We start from the raw sequence: 24,327 nt of genomic DNA, 5'->3' as shown, positions 1-24,327 counted from the left end.
TATGACACCGTTGAAGGTGGTGGGCTATTTGTCGATTGTTCGTCTCGTGGGCCCCCCCACACTTGGGTGGGGGGGCCCCGACGTTTTGTTTCGGGGTGCGGTGTGCCGCCTGACAGCGTCCCGAATCGGACCTGGGGATAACTCTCACACTGTGATGTTCGACTTGGTGATCAGTGACGAATCGGGCGAGGCAACACGCCCGACACGCCGACGCGCCGACTGTGGAAAAACTATTTTCATCAACAGGCCTGTGAAATTGTGGATAGCCATCTACCTGGTCTTTTGTGGTTGCTAGGCAAAGTAGTCCCCAAATGCTCCACAGGCGGTGCACACCGTGGGGCGGGAGTTTCCACAAAGCATCCACAGGTTTATCCACAGTCCGGTTTGTATGCGGACCTACTAGTCCCTAACGTCATCTCGGCGTCTATCTACAGCCCGGCCGAATGCGGCTAGGGGATGTCGGTGGGGGCAGGTACAAATGATGAGGGCGCTGCGGTTTCTGGCAGTGTCGTCGAGTGTTTTACGGGAAGGTCTCGCTTGTGGCTGTTGTAGATGATCGAGGGCCTTCCGACTTCTCAGGGCCTGACTACCCGGGCCCTCCCGAGGCCGAGCCCGACCAGGAGTTCGGACGCCAGCCACCTCAGGACATGACTGCCGAGCAGTCGGTGCTCGGCGGCATGCTGCTGAGCAAGGACGCCATCGCGGACGTCCTCGAGGTACTGCGTCCCGGTGACTTCTACCGGCCCGCCCACCAGTCCGTCTACGACGTGATCCTGGACCTTTACAGCCGTGGTGAGCCCGCCGACCCGGTGACGGTTTCCGCCGAGCTCGACCGTCGAGGTGAGCTGCGCCGTATCGGAGGTGCTGCCTATCTGGTGACCCTGACCCAGACAGTGCCCACTGCAGCCAACGCCGCCTTCTATGCCGAGATCGTGGCCGAGAAGTCCGTGCTGCGTCGTCTGGTCGACGCCGGTACTCGCATCGTCCAGTACGGCTACGCCGGCACCGAGGGCCAGGATGTGGCCGAGGTTGTCGACCGCGCGCAGGCCGAGATCTTCGAAGTCACCGAGCGCCGAACCACCGAAGACTTCGTACCCCTCACCGAGCTCCTCCAGCCCACGATGGACGAGATCGACTCCATCGCCAGCCGCGGCGGAATTTCCCTCGGTGTGCCCACCGGATTCAAGGATCTCGACGAGATCACCAACGGCCTTCACGCTGGTCAGATGATTATCGTCGCGGCTAGACCTGGTGTGGGCAAATCGACGCTTGGAATGGATTTTTTGCGTTCCTGCTCCATCACCCACGGCATGGCCAGCGTCATGTTCTCCCTGGAAATGAGCAAAACCGAGATCGTCATGCGTCTGCTGTCCGCAGAGGCAAAGATCAAGCTCGGTGACATGCGCTCCGGCAAAATGACCGACGACGACTGGACCAAGCTCGCGCGTCGTATGAGTGAGATCAGCGAGGCGCCGCTCTTCATCGACGACTCCCCCAACCTCACGATGATGGAAATTCGCGCAAAAGCGCGGCGGCTCAAGCAGAAACACGATATTCGCCTGATCGTGATCGACTACCTCCAGCTTATGAGCTCGGGTAAAAAGGTCGAGTCCCGCCAGCAGGAAGTTTCCGAATTCTCCCGTAGCCTAAAGCTTTTGGCGAAGGAGCTCGAAGTTCCGGTTGTCGCGATCTGTCAGCTCAACCGTGGTCCCGAGCAGCGAACCGACAAGCGTCCTCAGGTCGCCGACCTTCGTGAGTCCGGATCGCTCGAGCAGGACGCCGACATGGTGATTCTGCTGTACCGCCCTGACGCGACTGAGCGAGACGACCCCCGTGGCGGTGAAGCCGACCTGATTCTGGGTAAGCACCGTAACGGTCCGACCGCGACAATCACTGTGGCGCACCAGCTTCACCTGTCCAAGTTTGTCGACATGGCCCGGGGATAGTGGCTGCCGCCATCGCCAGGTGATGAGACAAAAATCGGACATCATGAGATTTTGAGACAATCACCTGCAGTTTTGCCAATTTGAGACAAATGCGGGCTGAGCCCACTCTCAGCTTTCTGCAGGTTGGAATTGCTGCGTGCCAGAACACTGTTTCCTGCACACAGCGATGTCTTGCGGGCAAATGCGACCGCAAGACATCGGTATCGTTGGGGGTTTAGGTTGGTCGGGGTGGTTCGTAGCTGGCTATCTGCCGGAGGCGATCGATGTTCGCCCGCACGAGGTGGTACAGCGAACTGCCGGTCGGTGTGAGTTGGCGTGGCCCGTGGCTAGTATCTCGTGTGAAAACGTCGGTTCCGAGCGCCTTGGCAAGGTAGGTGTATTCCCGGTGTACCTGGGTGGGTCGGACCCCGAACATCGCGGCAGCGTCGCCATCGAGCTTGCAGTGGGCGCTGTCGGCGAATCGGCAGAGTCGTAGTGCTGCAATCTTTTCGCCGGCGAGTGCCAGATGGACGAGTTCTTCGGGGTCGCCTGCAGCGGATGCTGCGAGTGTGAGTGAGAGGCTCGTTCGTCGGAGATCGCTGCGACCGATGTCAGGGAGGTAGCGTTCTTCGCGCCCGCGGTCCGCCCATGTATCAGTCTTAATTGTGAATTGTGGTGTATAACTTACTGGTTCACCGATCCGATGCTTCAGTATAAGGCGTTGCGCGACTTCACCGGACTTGTCTTGGAGGTCGACCGGCATCGTCAGGACGAACTTGCGGTAGCTGTAGGCTGCGGGGCCGTGGAGCAGAGCGGCTCCGTAGGTCACGAGCGGGTCGCTGCCGGTCAGGAGCTGCCAGATGAACTCGGGCGCTCCACGCCAGCAAGTCGAAGGACTCGTCGGAATGTTCCTCGATGAGCGCCTCCGTGCCGCGAACGAGCCCCCCGGAGTCAGAGACGCGATCGTCGACGACTTGGTCAACCGGCTCGACAACATCGGAAAGCGCGCTAGCGAGCAGATTGGACAATTACGCTCGCCCTCCGCGCGCCGTATACCCGACGCATACTTTCACCACGAAGAAGAAGTGGAGAACGCACTACAAAAGGCATCCGCAGGTATCAGACTTGCGCTTTCTCTCGGAGGTCTCCCCGCGAACGATGCGCACAGTTTCGAAGCAGACTTCGCGTCGGTCCTCGCAACCAGTGCGCGGTGGGCAGTGCGGTGTGAGGCATCGCGAGTTCCGCGACCCCTAACGCGTTCCCCGGCGCTCGACTGGACTCTGACACCGATCCCATGGCACGAGAACAAGTTGTCCTGGCCCCCAGTTGGTGCCGTCGACCTAGCGGCGACACGGCAATTGACCGGCGCAGATGCCGAACTAGTGCGCGTCGCCGAGCAACCGTACGTTGACTGGGTGCAACTCGGACTCATCGAACGGCAACGCACCTTCTCATCGACGCACCCGGACGTGCCCGCACGCAAGCTAATCGTTGTGACCGGGCTTGAGGCAGCGGATGGGCCGGTTCCTTTCAACAGCATGCCGCTCTTTGAAGGACCGCCGAACGCTTGGACGGACACCTACGACCGCTCTAAGGTGAGGTCGGACGCAGACACCTTTCTTAGGAAGATCCAAGGACCGCTGGCGGGCATCGCCGACTATAGCGGCCAACCAGGCGCACCCAACCTGGAACGCGGTGCTGGACTGCACCCGTTCCCACTGGTGCCTCGACTCGAAAGCATTGCGCATCTGGGACTGCGGCCGGAAGACCCAGCCGTCCGGCATGCCCTTGTTGACGAGCACGGTCCCGCTCTCGTTGGCCGGTTCTGGCGAGGCTTCCTCATCCACGACGGCAACTACAGCGCTCTCGAACCAGCAGTACACGGCACCGACCTCATCATCCGATCTGACCTTTTCGACCGGCTTGAAAGCGTTATCGGGAAGGAGCGAGTCAACTCGGGCATAACCGTGAGCTACTACGAGGAAGGCCGCGGCGACGACGATGACTTCAGCGTCGATTAGGATGCGGCCCTTCAAAAGTGAAACGACAGCGGCGCAGTACCACGGGTCACGGACGGGTCGTTCTGTCTGCGAACGAGTTGGTGGCACTTCTTATTCTGCTGCTGGAAGACCCGTCCACTTTGCTTGGCCCAGATCCTGCCTGGTGTCGACTACGTCATGACCTGCAACTGCTAGCGGCCACTTGGAAATCTGGCCTGGCCCGTCACGGCGATCCCGTCAGAGCTCCAGCGCGTCGGGGAATGCGTCGGTAATTGCCTTGGCCAAGCCGTCGACATCGCTCGTTGGCCATCCGAAATAGTTGCACACCGACTCGAGTGTAAAGAGCAGGCCGATGGTCGCGAGACGGGTGAACTTCTCGAGGAACGCGATATCCATGACCAGCTTCGACCGCGTGGCGCCGCCTTCCTCATAAAGCTCCCGCATGTCACGTAGTACATAGAGGGTGGGGTGCGTGCCGTTTGACAGGTAGGCGTACAGCCCATTTGCTTGGCGCTGAGACATGGTGCCGCTCGCACTATCCTCCGCCAGCTTGAAGAGTTTCTCAGTAAACTCCACGAGCTTCTCGGGATACGCGTGCCCAGCGACAACCTTGCGCTCAATCTCTTCTTTTGTGGTGCTAGGGAACGCTTCTACGGCATCCGCGCGGATACTGGTTAGTGCCGTCTTCCTGGGCTTTGCCAGCGTCCTCTCGCCGAGCCGGCTTGCCGCGATGTTCGCATCCTCAGCACTGCGGAGGTTATGGACGTATGCGCGCGCGAGCCTGTCCGCCGCAGAGAGTTCAGGGTCGAGTATCCACAGGGTGTAGGCGCAGTCCTCGATCACGGAACGAAGCGCGCCGTAGGGAGGACCGTAGACCTCACCGGCCTGCAAGAGCGCGGCCAAGGCGCCGCAGTTGTGAACGCCGAGCTCGAGGAAGGTTGCGACGGCTTCGGAGATCAGCTGAAACTCGGCTAACCGCCCTTCTTCGACAGCGGTTGGGGTGCGGCCGTTAAGTGCGTGGGCGTCAGCCTCTGCCGCCGATCCGGGGATCGGCACCCACTTGTGCTCCTCCGCGAGGCGGTAGAACGCATCGCGGCTGGCGGTCAGGCCGGATGCGAGCTCGTTCAGTCGCGCAGCGTCGCTCGGCGACGGCGAGGGGCGGGTCCATGAAGTCACTTCGCAAGATTACCGAGGTGCGCAGAATGGCGGGCTTCCTCTGCACGACTGACAGATCCATGCTCAGCGGGCAAGAGCAGCGGCGATAAACCGATCAGCTTCTCAGCGCTGGATCATCAGGCGCGCCGGAAGTCGATCACCAGTAAAGTCTCGGTCGCTCAAGGAAGTTTATGCAATCAATTGCTGACCTTGGGTGAGTTGATTGTAATCGCAGAAATCAAACTGGATATTGTCTCGAACGAAAACTCTGAACTTGCGAAGGCGGCGCACACCGGATTCCTGGTCACGAACATCGCTTTCACTGTTCGTGCCTTGGGTGTTATTCCGAGTTTCTTCGAAATCTCTGAAGGGTACGGAGCGAGATCGGCAAACTTCCTCTTGAGTTGCCCGGCATACGACGGCTTCCTTCCAGTGTCGTCGAAGAATGTCCGCAGCTGACGGGCCATCTCAGCCGGAGAGTAGATATCGGCTGGATCCTTAACTTCAAGGAGATAGATAATATCCGATTCGTTGCGACCTGCGACGATGTCGATCTCCGTGCTCAGTTCTGGAATGCCGAGGCGGTGTTGACGATTTTCCTTCACCCGCTCGATTACTGACCACCCCGCATCTCTAAGCGCTCTGGCTACTGCATCTTCAAGAGCTATGTTCTTTGCATCTCGGAAACTCGCAAGAGCATCTTTCACCTTCTTTGGGGGTTCTGGCTGACTCCAGGGAAGTTGGCCCTGAGACAGATAATTCCGGTAGACCGTCAGGCTTGCGAGGCAGAAATGTGGTGCGACAATAATTCTTCCATCGCTCAGTTCAGGAATGGACTGAACCAGTATTCGTTTCTTGCGACTCTTGGTTTGCCAGGGCTTCCAGTCCTCCTGCTGTATTTCGGACCAGTATGTCGTCAGTAAATCGACACCGTTCTCAGCCCTCCTGCGCCCGCTTTCATCTTCCCCAAGAACTGTATTTTCTAGAATGTATTGGACGACCTCAATCTTTGTCGTTTCGACAGTTTCCGCTTCATCTTCGCCGAGAGGCCAGTAGGAAATCGCAAAAAGGATTGTAAAAATATCCAAAGCTGAAACACCGTACGAATCCAGCATGGCTGCATCGATTTCGGGGTTTACGACTTCGCCGTCCGATGTATCTGCTATGTCGCTGCTTCCAGTTGTTGTGGACGTTGACTGCTCATTGCGGTTGATGCTTTGGGTTGACTTTGCGAACGCGAACTTCTCCAGGTCGATACCGTGCTGCTGTGCTTCGGGGTCATTGACTGTCGCGATTTCGAACATCGTGCTTATGGTGATCATGGTCGGTGTCACCTGATAATGCAGTCGCTCGCTGCGGTCCGTGGCGGCAAGGTAGGAGCGTGCTGCCGCGAGCAGTAGCGCCCACGCTCTCTGGTCAATGCGATTATTGCCCGCTGGGGCAGATCGCATAGTCACTTCTACGATGGCCTCGATGCACCGACGTAGCATGAGATGTTCGCCCTGCAGTTCCGCGTATCGTTGCGCCGGATCCCACTCCACTTCAAGGTGGTTCGCTGACTCGGATACGTCACGAAGTAGCCGGTCTCGCTGGCAGAGAACTCGTTCGAGTTGCGTCATTCCGTACCGAATGAGGTCATCGGCGTTGTACTTTGCTAGTTGCAAACCGAGGAGGTTGAAGGTCAGCGGTGCCAGCGTGTCCCGATCGAGCGACTTTGCACTGTCACCTCTGAAGTCGCCGGGCTGTACCCCCGACTGTCTGACCGCTTCTGCAACATCTCGATCTATCTGCGAGACGAACGCCTCGTCGAGTTCCACCGGCCTCGGGAGTCGATTCTTCACCGTGGGTACGGTCATCATGTTGACAGTCAGTGTTGGAGGAGCAGCAGACCACGCTGTGAATATTCGATCTGCTGATGCGGCACTAAGACCGGACAGAATCAAGAGCTCGCGAACTACGGCGGCCATTTCCGATTGCATAGACTGGGTCGTGACCGAACCCTCCACCCGATTCTGTAGGGGTTCGACACCCAATCGGACTCGTTTCACATCGGCACGATCTGGTGCATCGGTAACCGCGATCAGTGACAGGATATTGTCCGAGTCTGTCGAGGTGTTTTCGAACTCGACTACGTACCCGGAGATGCTAAACGGCTGATGTTCGGCGCACCACATCGCATCCAGATTCCGTAGGGCGTATGCGAATGCTCCACCCAGTCGGTGAATGAACTCGCTCTCAGCTTCAATCCAATCCGGGCTACCAGCGGCGAATGCGACGGGTACGTGGCCTATATGGATTGTCCACCCGTCAAGGTGTGGCATTTGATGTATTCCGCCCCATTCGGAAGACATAAGATTGTTCGTCGGGTCAGTCGCCGCATCTCCGCCGACCTGACGTACCACTTCGGTGGGCAGTGGAGGTCCGAACCGATAAATCGTAGGAGGCCCCGAGTCCGGGTGGTCAACACCATCGAAGTCGCGAACAGGGGGAAGATCAAGAACATGGAGCGCTTCCTCGACAGGCCTTAGCGCACGCGCACGGTCCCACTCTGCGGAACCCATATGCGGTTCAATAAACATGAAAGTCGGCGCCAAGCCGCCGGAAAACAGCGACTTTCCATTCGATCTCCACCATTCCCATACATTGATGATCTCCCACCCAAAATAGTCTGGAGTTTCTGCTCGCGCCATGTCCCTGCAGAACTCGAAAAGATCGGTTGACGATTCCGAGGTTAGGGAAATCCATTTCAGGTCATCCAAAGACATCGCCATCATCCCGGTCATTCGCGGCGCGGCGATATGACTGGGTGTCGCGACAACGAGTAGCGGTACGACTTCGATGCTCCCGTTGAGAGTAATTCTCCCCCCGGGCAACGGAATGCTGTTCCCTGGGCCGGCCGTGGAGGCATCGGCGGGGCTCTTGGTAGCCGCACGTGCTGCCCACGGCAGATCGTCTGGCACAGAGTTGACTTCGAGGAACGAGGCAATTTGCACGGCTATCGCCGTGTCGTCTCCTGACATCACGATCCACTGCACCACGTTGTTCGGAACGACGCGGGGGCCGTCGGCACTGTCTTCGGGGCCGAGAATCCGGGTACTGAACTTCCACAGATGCTGGCGGACATGTGCCGCAGCAACCTGGGCAAAGCGCCTATTCGCTTCGCTCGAAGACACCACTCCTGCGGCCAGTGCGGCCACACCACAGGTAATGGCCTCGGGCAAGAACGCCAACGGCATCCAGTGAGTAAGGCCCTCAGTCACCATGACGCGAAGAAATCTGTCAAACTGACTCTGAGGGCTGGTCGGATCATAGGGCAATGAGTATCGATCAGCTGTCGCCCAGTCGAGGGCCCGTCGGACGCCCTCCTCATCGATGAGATGTGCCGGTGTGCCTTGACCCAACACGCGCCGTGCAGCATCAAGCTCCGATTGGCTGAGGGATTTGACGTCATTCTCGACGACACCACGCTCAGGCCAGGTAGGTGCGATCGTCGTCAAAGCCCAGTCCGTGTAGCGCAATGCGCCCGTCAAGTAGTCGACGATTCCGAATCCAAATTTGTCGCGGATGAGGTCATCACATGCGGAAGCGACCATTAGCGCGCGATCGATGTCTGCGACGGGTCGTTCAACAGAGCCAGGGAATAGGCGAACTAAGCTTTCTCCCAAACGAACTACGACGTGCTCGCGGGGATCGGTTGGGAGAAAGTCCTGCATCTGACCGATGCGGCTGTCTTCGTTTTCGCAGGCTCGAAGTAGGGTATTCAGTTCCTCCGAGGAGGCTCTCCGTTTGCCCTCAGTTTCCGAGGCAAGCGCGGCGCTCGCCAGACTGCCAACGGCCACCCATCGGCTACGTTCTGCCGGTGAGGCGCCAGCCGCGAACACTAACTCCCATACGCTGTCAAATTCGACAGTTCTTAACCTGCGGGCCAACGAAACTCGAGCTTTGGATTCAGCCTTCTTCTTAGATCCCATGTAATCCTGCTCCATTGTTCTAGGCGTTCCTTGGAGAATCAGATGTATCAAAATCGCCGTGAACACCGTGCCTGCCGAAGCTGCGATGACTCGGCGCAACGACCTTTACTTTCCTTGTGCGGACTCTTGGTCGGAAATATCGCTACAGATCTCTATTAGCTCGACGAAGTTCACAACGGACCACAATGGCTGGGTAGCAGTGAGTAACGAATCACCTCGCAGGCGCCATTGCCGATCAGTCGGCAACCAGCGGCTTCGAGTTCATCCGGTCCAGCACGGACTTTAGCTCAAGTAACCGCTCATCACCGCTATCTACACCCGAGCACCTCTCGTGGTTTGGCCGTCAACTTCCGGTCGCACGTGTCGGTGGCTACTGATAAACATGGTGTAAAGGGGGACGATGAAGGTAACGGCATGGCTTGAAGAGACCGCCCGGACCGTCGAAGCTAGCAACGATCTGCAGTGGGCGATGGTTTACAAGACCGGACGGGTGATCTACTGCTCGGATTACTCCAACGGTTGTCGTTGTCGGCTGAAGGCCGTCCAACGGAGCAATAAATCGAGAGGTACCGACACTAGATTCTTCGCGCACAACGGCAACGAAGGATGTGACCACGCTGAGGTTGCGTCTCCTGTCACGGTCCCGTCGTCGCCCAGAACGAAAACTGGCCCCAGCGCTGAACATGAATGGGTCAAACATCATGTGCGTTGGTTGGCCGAGCAGGCGGGTTATGTGGTTGAGGAGGAGAAAGCTGCCGCGGGTGGAGTGATCGCCGACATTTGGGTCGCGACAGCTACCGAACACAGGCGCGTGGAGATTCAATGCAGCCCAGACGATCTCGATGAACGCACCATGAAACACCCAGATGTGTTGTGGTTGCTGAGGATGGCACTCAACAATAAGAACAAGAAGTTCCTCTTCAACACTCCAGCAGTTCATGTACGAATCGACCGGCCAACGCGGGATCATGTTAACCGTTACGACTGGACTCCAGGAGAACCGTGGCTTGATTCTCCGGACGCCTATGATGGCCACAACTACCGGATTCGCGCGACAGGAACCGTTCTGCGCCCATGTCCAGATCCCGGGCTGAAACCGTTGACATCGAAGAACACCAGCAGAAGGCCTGGAGTGGGGCTCGTGTTCTTCGAAACCTCGCCGATGCCGCTTCAGCAATTTCTGCGGGAAGTGTGGTCAGGTGAACGGCGTTGGAAGGCGAAGGGTGGGGTTCACCATCATGGCGGCTGGATCCGTACCGATGACCTAGAACAGTACGAACGCTGGCGTGGCGAATGGGCGGAGGAGTGCCGCCGTGAGGCGCAACAGCAGCGTGTTCGCGACTTAGCGGCGCCCGAAACTCAGCTCAAGGCGGAAACCCCGCCTGCGGTGACATTGGGCGACGTTACTGTTGGAGTCCCGGAAGTTGGATCACACCTGGTGCAACCCGAAATGTGTATCTTGCCAGTCTATCCGGTTGAAACGCCTGTCTCTGCGCCGTCACCGTTGAGCAGGGAACCGCATTCAGTCGCAGCCATAGCACCGCCTCCCAAATTGGGTCAACAACATGCACGGTCCTATGTGCAATCGCGAAGCAACTGGCGGCAACGATTCCTAGGATGGCTGCGCGGAGAGAGCCCGTAGGCGCCGATTGGTAACCGCTGCTGAACAGCGACTCGGCGAGAACCTGACAGAGAACACTTGCCCGCATACATTCGCCGTCAGCTTCGCATCTACAACCGCATGCAGGCCGCGTCACGACAAGGCTGCTTCCGAACCGACCAGGAGATATCAAATGCAAGAAGCGACGACATATCCAGGCAGCGCCCTTATCGTCTACCTGGAGCCCCAACTGCATGCTTCGTTACCTGAGATTATTAGATCAAGGCAGTACTTCGGCAGCCTGGACCAGAGCCGCCTTTACATGGTTCTTGCGCGGCCTCGAATCCATATTGAAATTGGGCACCCTGGCGCCGTCAGTTACACAAGCCTGACGGGAGGTGCCCTTGACTGCGGAAGTCTTTTCCCATCCGTTCGCACCCCACCGCGGACTGCGCGCGTCGAATTGACTGACGAACATCGCTCTCCGCCAGTAACTAGAGAGGGCTTCATCGTCGGCACCGACCAATTGCAACGAAACGCGATCGTGAGTCTCGACGACGGTGCGGAAGTCACGCTGCCAGCGGCCGGGTTGGCGGCAAGCTGTGCACCGACATTGCCGCCGGTCGACTCCGCCGCTCTGCTGCGCCACGAACTTCTCTATGTCGGCCGATCGAAGCATTCGGTGATCGACCGTATGAGCAACGGGCATAAGGTACTTCAACGAATTCAAAGTGAATATTCCGAGGTCGATGATTGGAACGTGATTGTCGTTCCGATTCTTGTTTCTCGCACAGACTTCACATCTGTGGATTCGTCGCATCCTGAACCTTATGGCGCGCAACCAAATTTGGCAGTTTTGGGCCGCTTTGAAAAAGATGGGCACATCGGACCAGGCAATGCCGAGTTGGTCGATCTCGTAGAAAGAGCACTCATCTCATATTTTCTGCCGCGTTACAATTCTGCGGACAAGAACTGGACCACCGCGAAAATCGGTGACACATTCGAACGTGATGCGTTGAGTCACTTGGTTATTCTCTATGACGGAGCGGGTGATCCAGTGACGATCACCTCGCCCCGCATCTACGCTGCGAAGGGGGATCTGCGAAGCTTCAGCGTAGTTTCGGAGCTTCGAGGTGTCCGAGCGCAATCCGACACCTTTCGCCCGGACACTGCATTTAACCGTAGTGCATTAAGTATGGTATTCGGCCCGATCCTGAAGCAGACAAACCTCGGTCGCGTCTACCACCGAACGAAACCGTCATGATCGCCCGTCGGGTAGTCTGAGGTCCGCAGTGCTCGATAGTCGAGATTTTCCAGGTTCATCTCAACTCGTAGCGGGTAGGGCGGGATAATGGTGAGTCGGTGGAACTATGTCATCCAAAACTATTGCCAGCCAAGGATTTTTGCGTTGGAGTCGGCTGAGGTCACTTCGTTGAAGTCGACTCTGGTGAATTCGTCATGCAAGGTCGTGGGCGTGTTTGTTATGCAACGGATTACGTAAATTCCGTCGACTTCGGGGAGCGGGCTGACGTTGAGTGGAGTGATATCGTACGCCCAACTTGAAGTCAGTATTTCCTGGCATGCCCCTTGTGACACCTTGATATCGAAAGTTGTTCCGGCCAAGGGGAAACCATCGAGCACGCGGCAGTCAAGAAGTCCCTCGCCCAAGAGTTGCCGTAGTGCATCGCCATCGATCATCGTAGGTTTGTTATAGCGAGATAGGTCTTCTCCCGTCTTCTCTCGATCGATCTCGATTGGCTTCAGGTGTGACGTGACGGTACGTCGAGTGCTGCGCATGATCTTGAGATCAAGCCAGTGTCTGAATGTGCCGATCTGTTCCGCAGCCTGGATGGCGTAGTCGTAGTTCCGTTTTGCGGGTCCGCCCTCTCGCATAAAACGGGGAGGGTCATCGAAGGTTCTGTGCTGGAGCCGGTGTTGTTGTAGTTCCTGTGCAAGTTCGCGGAAGATGTTACACAGTGCTGCTTCTTCCGCTCCCGCGATGACCGCGTCGCGGTAGAGGGCGAGTAGATGCTGTTCAAATATTTCGGTGTCATGCGCGCTCGACCAGCCGTTTTCGTAGTTGGTTTTCAGGTAATGGAGCAGTTTGTTGTTCAGCTCAGGAAGTGATTTCTCGTACATGCGGACTCGACGTTCTCGACGTTCATCTCGTCGTTTGAGTCGTAGGTTGAGCATGAGGTTGAAACCGAAAGTCAGCACCGTTGCGGTTACAGCGGAAGTAAGTGCGATCATGTTGAGCAGCGTATGAGCTCATGCCGACAACGTAGATGAAGAATGTTGCGTGATGCCGTTTCCCGTTCGGGTGCTGACCATTTCCGATCGTGCAGACAGGCTCTGGCGGGGAAGGCGGATGTGACGACGATAAAATTGAAAGACTCTCGCGGTGGCGGCGAGTTCCGTTTGCGCGGACTCTCACACCTTCAATAGTGTAGGCTTGCCTTACAGGAGTTGTCTCAATTCACAGGATCATTCCCGTCTCATTGGGGCAGTTTCCGCAGGTGTTTGTCTCATTTTCAGGCGATGGCGGCAGTGGCTGCCGCCATCGCCTGAAGGTGGGACAAGAATCGGTCATCGTGGGATTCGGGGCGAGCACCAGAGATTATGTCGATGTTGGGCGGATGCCGAGCGGTTACGGTGTTCGTCGAATGCCAGAGAGTGAGCCCGGGAACGCGCGTTGGTGAGCCGCGCACTGCGGGGCGGCAAACTGAAGGGGCGGCAGCACCAGCTCACCCGAGAAGACGTAGATCCCTTGGATTTTAGAGACCGGCCAGCCACAAGTCGAAGTTTCATCAGGTCGATCATCGCGAGTAACACTCAGTGCCAGCATCTTTCGAACGCACCAGCTCGACGATTCCGGTGTCACCGCAAAGCCGAGAGAACCGTGTCGACCCGCCCACGGAGTGGGCCGTCAAGCTCGACAACTACCAGGGAGTCACACACCTGCATCGGATCGGCGTACACCAAATCCAGCAACGCGTCGTTCACCGCGCGCTGCAGCTCCGGCATCCCCACCGCAGGTAACTTCTGCACTGTTTCGACGGTGATCGGCACCACAACCAGCACGTCGAGAGTACACAGCGCGGACCTCACAATCGCCGCCTCAACTTCTGCCTCCGGATCGACACCACACGCCGACAAGTACGCCAGGAAGTCGAGCGGCGTGCGATCGAATACAACACCAGAAGAAGGTGTAGTCAGCAATCGCAGTGAACGACGAAGCTGCGCACGGTAATCATCAGCCGAGGGCGGAAACTCGAACTCGCGCCCCTCCTCTTCGAGCACGAAATACGGTTCATCGACCCGAATGTGCCCCGCGAGGCGGCCACACAACTCGTCGACCAGTGTGCTCTTGCCGGTCCCGTGCGGGCCGGATACTCCAATACGCATTAGTGGGGCCCTCTCGAAAAAAGTTACGGAACTACCCGTCAGTTGAGCACCCGTCGACCGCCGCCTCGACACCAACCCCTGGATGCCCGGACCCGCCACCAATTCTCGTTGCACCTGGAGCGTCGACAGTCATAAGTGGGGCCGCCGAGGTTGCGGACGATACCCGACAGTTCACCATGAGGGACGATCAGTGGTGCTCGTAGATGGCGAACCTGGCGTCGTGATCGCCCCGTTCGGGCGTGTATTTGCGCTGATGGACATCTCATTCGATCGCGGCGGGCAGACCCTTGGCGTCGGTCCGGCGCCGTAGTGCCCGTACGGATGGACGCCGCCTCACTCGCGGCGTTGAACGCGCGCGCAGAACAGAACACGTCTCCCGGTCCGAAGCGATCCGAGAAGCAGTGCGTGCCTGGGCCCAGGCCGCTTACCGCACCGGCACGGTCACGAAGGTCACCATCATGGTGATCGACGAGGCTGACGCACTCGTACAGTCCCGTGAAGCAACCCAGATGCACCACGAGGACGGCGCAGGTGTCGACGCGTTCCTCGCGGAGATCGACAGTCTCGCGGGTTCTGGTTTCCTGTTCGTCGTCATGTGCACGAACCGGCTCGCCGCGCTCGATCCAGCAGTGAAGCGCCGCACTGCGGCTACGTTTGACTTTGGCCGCCCGGACGAGAATCAGCGCCGCCAGGTTATCGCTACAGCGTCCGAAAACTACGAACTCGAGCCGCGTTATCTCTCCTGCATGGTGGGCCGGCGCTCCACATCGGGTAAATGCGGAGCGCCGGTCCGGGCAGAACACTCAGAGATGGTTGGTGGGATTGGCGGAACTGCGGGAAGCGACTAAACAGCCGATGGCAGCAATGGCCAGTAAGACTGCTGTCAGGATCAATGCGGTATGAAACGCGCCCGCCGGATTGGCGCCGCCGTTGACCCGGATCGCGAAGACGGCACCGAGAACGGCCGGTCCGAGTGCCCCGCCGTACTGTCTCATGGCGGTATTCGCGGCTGCAGCCATGCCTGCGAGGTGCCAAGGCACAGCGTTGATTGCTGCAGTTGATACCGAGGTCATCATGACGGCAACCGAAATGCCGTAAATCGCAAGGCGCCACGCGAGGTCGACAAACCCGGTCGACTCGTCGACTACGGTCAGGAGCAGCATTCCTACCGCAGCCAAAGCCAATCCGCCCGCAAGGAGTGTCATTGCATTGAACCGATGCATCGTCAAGCCCACAAGAGGGTTGATCAGGGCGCCGACGCCGGTGACAAACAGAAGCCGCCAGCCTATTTCGAGCGGCGAGAGCTGCTGAACGGACCCAAGGAACAGGCTGAGAAGGAACATGCTGCCGACAATCGAGAACAGCGCGATGAACGCTGAGAAGCCCGCTGCCGAGAACGTGGGCGAACGGAACAGCGCTAAATTCATCAGCGGCGTGGTGGCACGGAGTTCGATGATTACGAATGTAGCGAAGGCGACCCCTGCAACCCCGAGGCCGATTATCGCGTGAGGTGAGGTCCACCCGCTCGCGCCACCCTCGATGATGCCGTAGATCGAGGAAGCGATCGCGATCGTCGCCGAGATCTGTCCGGGCCAGTCCAGGTGGCGACCCTCGGGTGACTGGGATTCAGGCAGTTTGGCGATAGCGAACACGCCCGCTCCGGCTGCCAGAACCGCAGTCGGAGCGAAGATCCATCCCCACTCTGCAAACTCCAGGATGCCGCCGGCCACCAGTGGCCCGAGTGCGAGGCCAAGCATCATGCCGGTAGCCCAGATTCCGATGAACTTGCCACGCTCGCGAGGGTTGGGTACAGCGTGCCCGATGAGCGCGAGCGTGGTGGGCAGCAACATACCTGCGCCCAGCCCGGATACGGCTTGCCCGGCCCACAGGAGGTGAATAGTCGAAACGTCGGCCAAGGTTCCCGCGACTCCAGCGATGGCAGCTCCGAGGATCGTCAGCAGCATACCGATGAGGTAGATGCGTCGCCGTCCGTAGAGGTCGCCGAAGACTCCGGCTGACAGGACTGCGGCGGCCATGGGAATGACGTAGGAGTCGGAGACCCATTGGAGGTCTGAGGTACTGGCACCCGTGGCGTTGCCGATAGTGGTGAGCGCAACGGCGACAGCAGTGATCGGGACGTACGTGACGAACACGCCAAGCACGGCTAGACCGATGGTCATTTCCCGGCTGCGGTGCTCGTCGATAGTCCCGGACATGTCTTCCGCATGCTCGGCGGTGGATGACGACATTGAGGTTGTGACTCCTTCTCGGACGTGAACTAAATCGATATAGTAAATCGATATAGTGGAAAGGTAACAGATGGGTTGGCCGCAGACCGATACAGTGAGGGCTGCCGATAGGAGCTGGAAATGCGAAGTACGACGCGGACGACCTTGCGTGACGTCGCTGCGGCCAGTGGAGTATCTGTGACCACCGTGAGTTTCGTGCTCAACAACAATCCGAACCAGAGCATCCCGATCGCCACACGGGAGCGCGTCCAGCAAGCCGCGCGCGACCTCGGCTATGTGCCACACGGGACGGCTCGCGCTCTTCGCGAGGGGGCGTCCCGCATCGTCGTCCTCAACATCGCAATCGGACGAGAGAGCAACTATTCACGTAGCTACATACGCGGCCTTGACGACGAACTCGCCGCCCACCAGCACGTTCTGCTCGTCAAATTCGGACCCTCCTCCGCGGAATCGACCCGGCAGGTTGTCGACGCGATAACACCTCGCGCCGTCCTGACATTCGGGGAGGCATATCTGAACGGCAACGAACGCGACGACGGCAGTTGGACAGGAGGTCTGGCCGCGACTTCTGCGCTACAAATCAACCACCTGGCCAGTCGCGGCCACACCAACATCGCTATGGCACTGCCCAGTCATGGCACCGACCTGCGTGACGTCCGACTACGTTTCGCACGCGAGTCCGCTGCAGCGCTCGACTTGGCACCGCTCACATCCTTCACGATGCCGTCGCCGAGGGACGCCGGAACCGATGCACTGCAGGAGTTTCGCGCGTCCAACCCCACGGTGACAGCGGTCGCGGCATTCGACGACGACGTCGCGCTGCGAACTTTGGCAGCCATGCGAGATCTGAAACTCACAGCGCCTCGCGACCTGGCTGTCATCGGGTTCGACGCCACCGAATACGGGGCACTCGCGACCCCACCACTGACAACCGTCCACACTGACGCCGAAGCCCACGGGCGTCTCGCAGCACGCAGCGCCCTCGGGATCGATATCTCGGACGTAGATCTCATTCCCGGGCGGGTAATTGTGAGGGCGACAGCGTGAGGTTCCGCTGCCGGTCATGGCACTATCGCCTCGCAGTGCGTCACGAGAGTTGTCCTTCGGTCAGGACGTGATCGGAATCGTTGTCGTACCAGCACTTCGGAGGGTGGGAATGGTTGCTGCGCTGATCACGGCGCCGACGAGGGCGATCGCTCCGAGTACGAGGTAGGCGTGGGCGTAGCTGCCGGTCCAGGTGGAGAGCACGGTGCCGGCCCACGGAGCCAGGGCCATGACGATGACGATCGGTGCGGACATGAGCCCGTTGAGGCGCCCGTAGTGCTCAAAGCCCCAGCGGTCGGTGACGGCGGTGGCTTGAATCAGGGTGAAGATGCCGCGGACCAATCCGGCGCCGATGGCGATGCTGATCAACGCCGCCGCCGAGTTCGCCAGACCTAACCACGCGGTGCTCAGGGCAGCAACGACGATGACCGATACCGTGCGCATGCGGACACTGGTTTTCGCTGCGAGTGGTAGGTAGAAGATGCGGCCGATGACCTGGCCGGCGCCGCCCAATCCGAGAGTGAGTGCGGCGAGGCTGGGACTGAAACCGCGTTCGATCAACAAGGGTACGAGGTTGAAGACGCCGGCGGATGCGGCGAAGGCCGCTGCAGCGAGGGCGACGATCAGAGCAAGAAATGCAAGGCTGCGAGAGGTGCGGTGGTAGTCGCCGGACTGCGCGTGGGGTAGTCGTATCGGGTCGGGCCACCCGCCACGCAAACCCCAGAGGTGTCCGGGGATCGTGATCACAGCCAGTATGACCGCGAGGACCAGGTAGGTTGTGCGCCAATCGAAACGATCGGCCAGAGCTACAGACAATGGAGCGAAAACGGTACTGGCCAGACCCGCGGCGAGGGTGAGAATCATCAGTGCTTTGACGTAGTTGTCGCCGTACCAGCGGGTCAGGGCCGCGAACGCCGGCGGATACAGCACCGCGCCCATCGCGATACCGGCAATCATCCACCCTGCGAAGAAGATCGGGAGGGTATGAGCTGTTGCGATAACCACCAGTGCGGGTACCGCGAGCACGGAACCTGCGGTCATCACCCATCTCGGGCCGCGGCGATCGAGGATCCGCCCGACCGGAATGCCGACCACCGCGGCGACGAGCTGACTGACGGAGAACGCCGCCACAATTACGGTGCTCGACCACCCGGTGTCACGGGAAATCGCTACCGACAGAACAGGAAACGCGTAGAACAGGATTCCCCAGCTGGTGATCTCGGTCAGGCACAATGCCACCAGGACCCGCCGCAGCCCCGACGGATCGAGGCTGACAGGGCGCTGCGGCGGATCCTCGATGGTCGTCATCAGCTCAGCGCTTTATCCGCAGGAGTTGGAACTGGCGGCACCGGACAGAGAGATCAGCTGCGGAGTGGGAGCGGCGCAGCAACCGCCTTCGGCTTCCGCGGTCTCGGATTCGTCGAAAACGCCTGCACCACCGCAGACTCCGGTTTCCGGGAGGATCAACTCCACCCGCGCAGCGGCTTCGTGGTCACCGGCCAGTTCGGCGGCGATGCTGCGAACCTGCTCGTAGCCGGTCATGGCCAGGAACGTCGGCGCGCGGCCGTAGCTCTTCATCCCGGCGAGGTACACGCCGGGCTCGGGGTGACGAAGTTCTTTTGCGCCGTGCGGATACACCGTGCCGCAGGAGTGGATGTTCGGGTCGATTAACGGAGCGAGTTGCGCCGGCGCCTGCAGTACCGGGTCGAGGCCGAGGCGGATTTCCGAGAGCCAGGACAGGTCGGGACGGAAGCCGGTCAGCGCGACGACGTTTTCGACGTTCTCGATCTGAGTGCCGTCGTCGGAGACAAGTGCAATCTGTCCGGTTGAGGCTGGCTCCACGGCCGCGGTGCGGAAACCGGTGACGACGGTGAGAAGCCCGTCGTCGACCGCCTTCTTCGCACGCAGTCCGAGGGCGCCGCGAGCGGGTAGCTCGTCGGATTCGCCGCCGCCGAACGCGGAACCGACGCTCCCGCGGCGAACAGCCCACGTGATCCGGGTACCGGGGGCATCTTCCTCGAGACCGGCCAACGCGACGATCGCGGTCAATGCGGAATGGCCGCTGCCTGCGATGACAGTGTGCTTGCCGGCGAACTGGGCACGCACTGCCGCGTCGTCGAGATCAGGCACACGGTAGGTGATCGTGGCTGCGGCAGCCCTCTCGCCGAGAGCGGGCAGTCCTTCCCCGCCGAGCGGGTTCGGGGTGCCCCAGGTGCCGGAGGCATCGACGACGGCCTGAGCGAAGACGCGGTCCTCGCTGCCGTCGCCGCGGCGCAGGTGGATGGAGAGAGGTTCGGTATCGCGGCCGGCGTCGACGACCAGGTCGCGGCCACGTCGGGCGACACCGACCACCTCGGTGTCGAACTGCACGGCATCACCGAGGGCTGCGGCGAGGGGTTCGAGGTAGAGCTGTCGCCACTGCTGTCCGGTCGGATATGCATCTCCGTCGGGAGCGCTCCACTCGGTCTGCTCGAGGAGTAGGCGGGCAGCCGGGTCGACCAGTTCTGACCAGCGGGAGAAGAGCCGGACATGATTCCATTCGGCGATCGCCGCACCGGCGACGGCACCTCGCTCGAACACCAGCGGCGTGAGTCCTCGTTCGCGCAGTTGCGCGGCGGCGGCGAGGCCGATCGGTCCGGCTCCGATCACGACAACGGGTAGTTCGGTCATCACTATTTCCTTTCATCGACAACAATCGATCTTTAATCGACTGTATCGATATCGATCGATGAAGGCAACCATCGACGAAGATCGATATAGTGTGTGCATGACATCGCTGCAGACCCCGACGGTGCGCGTCGGCGATTCGGATCAAGGCTGGATCGACTCGAACGTGCTCGAGCAAGCTGACGCCGACACTTACGCACAGTGGTTCGCGTGCCTGGCCGAACCGATGCGGGTGCGGCTGCTGCACCGCGTCGCGAGCGCTGCCGGCGGGATCACGATCGGGGCTCTCGCCGAGGCGTTGGGAATCGGGCAGCCCACGGTCTCCCACCATGTGCGCAAGCTCGCCGACGTGGGATTCGTCAGCCTGCGCAAAGAGAGGACCAGTACCGTTGTCGCGATGAATCCGACGTGCTGCGTCGCTTTGCCGCAGGCCGCCGACATCGTGATGGGAGTTCTCGCGCCGCGGCCGTGCTGCCCGAGCGATCTTCCCGACGACGTCGCCGTCCGGGTCATGTCCGATGACGACTGGGACGCCGTTCTGCGGATCTACGGCGAAGGAATCGCCACGCGCAACGCCACTTTCACCACCGAAGTCCCCAGCCGGGAGTACCTCGATGCGCTGTGGCTGCCGAACCATCGCTGGGTCGCCACCATCGACGATGTCGTCGTCGGCTGGGCAGCCCTGAGTCCGGTGTCCGGGCGAGACTGCTACCGCGGAGTCGCCGAAAATTCCGTCTATGTCGCCGACGGTATGCGCGGGCGAGGGGTCGGAAAAGCGCTGCTACGCAAGCAAGTCATGGCAGCCGACGCAGACGGACTCTGGACCCTGCAGACATCGATCTTCCCCGAAAATCGTGCCTCGGTCTCACTGCATCACTCGGCAGGATTCCGCACCATCGGGATCCGGGAAAAGATCGCCCAACTCGACGGGATCTGGCGCGACACGGTCCTGCTCGAACGGCGATCAGCGGCTGGCCCCACCTGAGGTTCCCTGACGGCGGTAGTGCTCACTACGGCATCCGAGTGCGGTCAACGTGTGCTGGAAGTACGCATCTTCCGGTTGCGGGTTGATTCGAAAACTGTCAATATCGAAGCATGTCGAATCAAGACTTGCCGGATTCCGGTGCCTGCTGCTCGCCGCTCGTACGTGAGCCGTTGACCGAGGATTGGGCCGGCGACCTGTCTCGGATGTTCAAAGCCCTCGGCGATCCGGTTCGCCTCCGCCTGCTCAGCTTGGTGGCAAGCCACGAGGGCGGTGAAGCCTGCGTCTGCGACATCTCGGATACGTTCGACCTGTCCCAGCCGACGATCTCGCATCATCTCAAGGTGCTGCGCCAGGCCGGACTTCTCGACTGTGAACGCCGCGGCACCTGGGTGTATTACTGGGTGATTCCTGCTGCACTGCAGCAACTCTCGGCCGTGCTCCTGGTCGAAGGCTCCACCGTGACCGCAGCGGACGCGTGCGCGGAGGTCACTGCATGAGCAACACCGCTGCCACCGCCGAACACCCCGCAGTCGTCGGAAAACTCTCCACCCTCGACCGCTATCTGGCGGTCTGGATCGGCGTGGCCATGGTCGTCGGCCTGCTGCTCGGACGCTGGGTCCCCGGCGTGAACACTGCCCTGGACAAGGTGCAGATCGACGGCATCTCGTTACCGATCGCCCTCGGCCTGCTGATCATGATGTACCCGGTCCTGGCGAAGGTCCGCTACGACCGCCTCGACACGGTCACCGGGGACAAGAAACTCCTCGCGGGCTCGCTGTTCCTGAACTGGGTTCTCGGCCCGGCGCTGATGTTCGCCCTCGCCTGGCTGTTCTTGCCCGACCTGCCGGAATACCGAACCGGTTTGATCATCGTCGGTCTCGCTCGCTGCATCGCGATGGTGATCATCTGGAATGACCTGGCCTGCGGAGACCGCGAAGCCGCCGCCGTTCTGGTCGCCATCAACTCGGTGTTCCAGGTGATCATGTTCGCCGCGCTCGGTTGGTTTTACCTCTCGGTCCTGCCGGGGTGGCTCGGCCTCGAACAGACCACCATCGACACCTCGCCCTGGCAGATTGCGAAATCGGTCCTGATCTTCCTCGGTATCCCGCTGCTGGCAGGTTTCCTGTCCCGCTTCTTCGGCGAACGCGCAAAGGGCCGCGACTGGTACGACAACAAGTTCATCCCCAAGATCAGCCCGTGGGCGCTCTACGGTCTGCTGTTCACCATCGTCGTGCTCTTCTCGATGCAGGGCGAACAGATCACCTCCCAGCCCTGGGACGTCGTCCGGATCGCGTTGCCGCTGCTGGTGTACTTCGCACTCATGTGGGGCGGTGGCTACATCCTCGGCGCCGCAATCGGATTGGGCTACGAACGCACCACCACGCTCGCCTTCACCGCTGCGGGCAACAACTTCGAACTCGCGATCGCCGTCGCCATCGCCACCTACGGAGCCACCTCGGGGCAAGCCTTGGCCGGTGTCGTCGGTCCGCTCATCGAGGTACCGGTGCTCGTCGGATTGGTCTACGTCTCCCTCGCTCTGCGTAAACGCTTTGCCGTCAAGGAGATTTCACCCGCGCCCACCGGTACGTAAGTCCCGACACGATCGACCAGCCCAGTCGGCGCACCCTGACTTCTCAGGTCCAACGAAAGGAACCCTCGATGAGCAAACCTTCAGTGCTGTTCGTGTGCGTCAAGAACGGCGGCAAATCCCAGATGGCTGCCGGTCTCATGCGCAAAGCCGCCGGCGACAACGTGGACGTCTATTCCGCCGGCACCAAACCCGGCGACGCGGTCAACGCGCTGTCCGCCGAAACACTCCTCGAAGTCGGGGTGGACATCACCGGTCAGACTCCGACATTGGTTGACCCGCAACTCGTGCGCGATGTCGACCTCGTCGTCACACTGGGCAACGAAGCGAAGGTCGAACCCATCCCCGGCACCGACTTCGAGAACTGGGACACGGACGAGCCGTCCGAACGCGGCATCGACGGAATCGAACGAATGCGCCTGGTCCGCGACGACATTGCTGCCCGCGTCGACGCCCTCGCCGAGCGCCTGGCGGCGCGCTGACGCCGGATCGGTAGAACCTGCACCGTCGCAGCGTCTCCATCACCGATGGTCAGTTGATCTGAGTAGTCAGAATCCTGACGGCCAGATCCTCGATCGCGCACTGTCGTGATTCGAGCCGTACACGGGTGAGGTCGTTGATCATGCCGACAGTCGCCAACACCGTCGCTCGGGTCTCCGCGCTTTCGCTACCGAGCAGGTGCACCCACTCGTCGAGATACTCGCGTTGTGCAATGTGCGTCGACGCTCGCGCTTCTTCCGGCAAGTTCGCCGTTTCTTCGATGAGAATGGCGATCGCGCTGTCTGGTGAGATAACCAGATTCGTGTAGGAATGCACGACCCGGGCAATCGCGTCTTCGCGTGAGTCCGCGTTCCTCAAGGCATGAACCAGGCCGAGCCGGAGTGTTTCGTTTCCGCGACTCAGAATTGCTTGCAGCACTTCGGCTTTACTGTCGAAATGGGTGTAAATGCTCGAGCTCGGAATGCCGGCCGCAGCACCGATGTCGTCCATCGTGACGGAGCGGTAACCGCGTTGGTCGAAGAGCGTGATTGCAGCGCCCATCAAGCTTTCGCGACGCGAGGTGTGGCTGAAGTTCGAAGTCGGTTGCGGTTGGGCCGCCGGCTCTTCGGGAAGGACGGGAGCCGTACGGACTACATCGAACAACGAAGCGAGCAAAACCTCGAAGCGTTTTCGAGGAAGCGCCGTCCGGTGTCTGGCGGGGCTGAAGGCGATACTGGTGAGTGCCCACCCCAGGATGACGGAATCGGGAACCGAAAGATCGGGACGCTCGTGTCGAAGGGCCCCCGCGACGCGATTCATCACTTCCCGCACTCCTGCGCGAGCCTCCACTCTGCGCTCGGGAGTCAAATTACGGGCCTCCTGATCGAAGAGGAGGCTACGGAAGTTGTTGTCGAGGCCGTAGCGAACGAGCGCCGTGAAGATCACTTTGGAATCGGTTCGATCGATCTCGTCGAGGACAGCGATGATCGACGAGGAACCGTCGAGCATCGCCTGTGCGAGTAGTTCCTGCTTGTTCGGAAAGTGGCGGTACAGCGCGCCTGCGGTGATACCTACCGCAGACGCGATGCCTTCCATGCTGACGTTGTGGTAACCCGAGCGGCCGAACTGGTCACGAGCCACGGCGATGATCTGCGCTTTGCGGTTGCGTGGGCGCAATGTCTTCTTCGGGGTCGTCTTCGGCGAGGCCGGTTGGTCCGGCGAGGCGGAAGGCGTGCCGTCCGATGTATCGATCGTCATG

The 24,327-nt window shown here is 60.1% G+C and carries 19 protein-coding genes and 1 pseudogene; 11 read left to right on the top strand and 9 right to left on the bottom strand.

All coding sequences use genetic code 11. The features are described from left to right. Positions 1–539: 539 nt before the first annotated feature. Entirely contained in the window at positions 540–1,946 is a 1,407-nt protein-coding gene (gene dnaB, locus ACFQ6H_RS14560; protein WP_019746049.1) for a replicative DNA helicase, read from the top strand. A 214-nt stretch (positions 1,947–2,160) separates the two neighbouring features. On the opposite strand, the gene ACFQ6H_RS14555 is transcribed toward dnaB, so the two are convergent. Then, positions 2,161–2,754, bottom strand: coding sequence for a hypothetical protein (locus tag ACFQ6H_RS14555; protein ID WP_378646854.1), 594 nt, complete (start codon positions 2,752–2,754; stop codon positions 2,161–2,163). Positions 2,755–2,830: 76 nt separating this feature from the next. Between ACFQ6H_RS14555 and ACFQ6H_RS14550 the strand changes: the two genes are divergently transcribed. Further along, positions 2,831–3,946 (top strand): hypothetical protein, encoded by a 1,116-nt coding sequence (locus ACFQ6H_RS14550; protein WP_378646852.1) that lies wholly within the window; start codon positions 2,831–2,833, stop codon positions 3,944–3,946. 216 nt (positions 3,947–4,162) lie between these two features. Here ACFQ6H_RS14550 and ACFQ6H_RS14545 read toward each other — a convergent pair whose 3' ends face one another. Both ACFQ6H_RS14545 and ACFQ6H_RS14540 read right to left on the bottom strand, forming a co-directional pair. Further along, a complete protein-coding gene (locus tag ACFQ6H_RS14545) occupies positions 4,163–5,101 on the bottom strand; it encodes a hypothetical protein (protein WP_378646850.1) in 939 nt (312 codons plus the stop codon). 176 nt (positions 5,102–5,277) lie between these two features. Then, positions 5,278–9,117 (bottom strand): hypothetical protein, encoded by a 3,840-nt coding sequence (locus ACFQ6H_RS14540; RefSeq protein WP_378646848.1) that lies wholly within the window; start codon positions 9,115–9,117, stop codon positions 5,278–5,280. 334 nt (positions 9,118–9,451) lie between these two features. On the opposite strand from ACFQ6H_RS14540, the gene ACFQ6H_RS14535 reads away from it, so the two are divergent. Further along, entirely contained in the window at positions 9,452–10,693 is a 1,242-nt protein-coding gene (locus ACFQ6H_RS14535; protein WP_378646846.1) for a hypothetical protein, read from the top strand. A 151-nt stretch (positions 10,694–10,844) separates the two neighbouring features. Further along, the gene (locus tag ACFQ6H_RS14530; protein WP_378646844.1) at positions 10,845–11,915 is read left to right on the top strand and encodes a hypothetical protein; all 1,071 of its coding nucleotides are present in this window, start codon (positions 10,845–10,847) and stop codon (positions 11,913–11,915) included. Positions 11,916–12,034: 119 nt separating this feature from the next. On the opposite strand, the gene ACFQ6H_RS14525 is transcribed toward ACFQ6H_RS14530, so the two are convergent. Then, positions 12,035–12,901 carry a hypothetical protein gene (locus ACFQ6H_RS14525; protein WP_378646842.1) on the bottom strand — a complete coding sequence of 289 codons (867 nt, stop codon included), beginning with the start codon at positions 12,899–12,901 and terminating at the stop codon, positions 12,035–12,037. Between the two features lie 627 nt (positions 12,902–13,528). Further along, on the bottom strand, positions 13,529–14,056 hold the full coding sequence (locus tag ACFQ6H_RS14520) for an AAA family ATPase (RefSeq protein ID WP_378646840.1): 528 nt from the start codon (positions 14,054–14,056) through the stop codon (positions 13,529–13,531). 271 nt (positions 14,057–14,327) lie between these two features. On the opposite strand from ACFQ6H_RS14520, the pseudogene ACFQ6H_RS14515 reads away from it, so the two are divergent. Together ACFQ6H_RS14515 and ACFQ6H_RS14510 are read left to right on the top strand one after the other, a co-directional pair. Then, positions 14,328–14,481 (top strand): annotated as a pseudogene (locus ACFQ6H_RS14515) (ribbon-helix-helix domain-containing protein); the annotation flags it as partial. Continuing rightward, positions 14,458–14,904 (top strand): AAA family ATPase, encoded by a 447-nt coding sequence (locus ACFQ6H_RS14510; RefSeq protein WP_378646862.1) that lies wholly within the window; start codon positions 14,458–14,460, stop codon positions 14,902–14,904. The pseudogene ACFQ6H_RS14515 and the gene ACFQ6H_RS14510, both read left to right, overlap by 24 nt. On the opposite strand, the gene ACFQ6H_RS14505 is transcribed toward ACFQ6H_RS14510, so the two are convergent. Next, positions 14,860–16,305, bottom strand: a complete 1,446-nt coding sequence (locus ACFQ6H_RS14505) for an MFS transporter (RefSeq protein WP_378646838.1) — start codon at positions 16,303–16,305, stop codon at positions 14,860–14,862. The two genes, ACFQ6H_RS14510 and ACFQ6H_RS14505, sit on opposite strands and share 45 nt — an antisense overlap. 120 nt (positions 16,306–16,425) lie before the next feature. Between ACFQ6H_RS14505 and ACFQ6H_RS14500 the strand changes: the two genes are divergently transcribed. Then, positions 16,426–17,352: a LacI family DNA-binding transcriptional regulator gene (locus ACFQ6H_RS14500; RefSeq protein WP_378646836.1), complete on the top strand. Its 927-nt coding sequence runs from the start codon at positions 16,426–16,428 to the stop codon at positions 17,350–17,352. Between the two features lie 60 nt (positions 17,353–17,412). On the opposite strand, the gene ACFQ6H_RS14495 is transcribed toward ACFQ6H_RS14500, so the two are convergent. Both ACFQ6H_RS14495 and ACFQ6H_RS14490 read right to left on the bottom strand, forming a co-directional pair. Further along, positions 17,413–18,657: an MFS transporter gene (locus tag ACFQ6H_RS14495; RefSeq protein WP_378646834.1), complete on the bottom strand. Its 1,245-nt coding sequence runs from the start codon at positions 18,655–18,657 to the stop codon at positions 17,413–17,415. Between the two features lie 12 nt (positions 18,658–18,669). Then, positions 18,670–20,019, bottom strand: coding sequence for an NAD(P)-binding domain-containing protein (locus ACFQ6H_RS14490; protein WP_378646832.1), 1,350 nt, complete (start codon positions 20,017–20,019; stop codon positions 18,670–18,672). Positions 20,020–20,116: 97 nt separating this feature from the next. Between ACFQ6H_RS14490 and ACFQ6H_RS14485 the strand changes: the two genes are divergently transcribed. From ACFQ6H_RS14485 to ACFQ6H_RS14470, 4 genes are all read left to right on the top strand, one after another. Next, positions 20,117–21,001 carry a helix-turn-helix domain-containing GNAT family N-acetyltransferase gene (locus ACFQ6H_RS14485; RefSeq protein WP_378646830.1) on the top strand — a complete coding sequence of 295 codons (885 nt, stop codon included), beginning with the start codon at positions 20,117–20,119 and terminating at the stop codon, positions 20,999–21,001. Between the two features lie 110 nt (positions 21,002–21,111). After that, on the top strand, positions 21,112–21,498 hold the full coding sequence (locus ACFQ6H_RS14480) for an ArsR/SmtB family transcription factor (RefSeq protein ID WP_378541443.1): 387 nt from the start codon (positions 21,112–21,114) through the stop codon (positions 21,496–21,498). Then, the gene (gene arsB, locus ACFQ6H_RS14475; RefSeq protein ID WP_378646828.1) at positions 21,495–22,592 is read left to right on the top strand and encodes an ACR3 family arsenite efflux transporter; all 1,098 of its coding nucleotides are present in this window, start codon (positions 21,495–21,497) and stop codon (positions 22,590–22,592) included. The genes ACFQ6H_RS14480 and arsB overlap by 4 nt, the downstream gene beginning before the upstream one ends. A gap of 68 nt (positions 22,593–22,660) precedes the next feature. Continuing rightward, positions 22,661–23,071 carry a low molecular weight phosphatase family protein gene (locus tag ACFQ6H_RS14470; protein WP_378646826.1) on the top strand — a complete coding sequence of 137 codons (411 nt, stop codon included), beginning with the start codon at positions 22,661–22,663 and terminating at the stop codon, positions 23,069–23,071. Between the two features lie 49 nt (positions 23,072–23,120). Here the strand turns inward: ACFQ6H_RS14470 and ACFQ6H_RS14465 are convergent, their stop codons facing one another. After that, on the bottom strand, positions 23,121–24,326 hold the full coding sequence (locus ACFQ6H_RS14465) for a TetR/AcrR family transcriptional regulator (RefSeq protein WP_378646824.1): 1,206 nt from the start codon (positions 24,324–24,326) through the stop codon (positions 23,121–23,123). Position 24,327: the final 1 nt, after the last annotated feature.

The sequence above is a fragment of the Rhodococcus sp. NPDC056506 genome (genome assembly GCF_042794945.1).
Classification (GTDB): domain Bacteria; phylum Actinomycetota; class Actinomycetes; order Mycobacteriales; family Mycobacteriaceae; genus Rhodococcus_F.
Note: the sequence above shows the minus strand (reverse complement) of the source record. Positions and strands in the feature narration are given on the sequence as shown.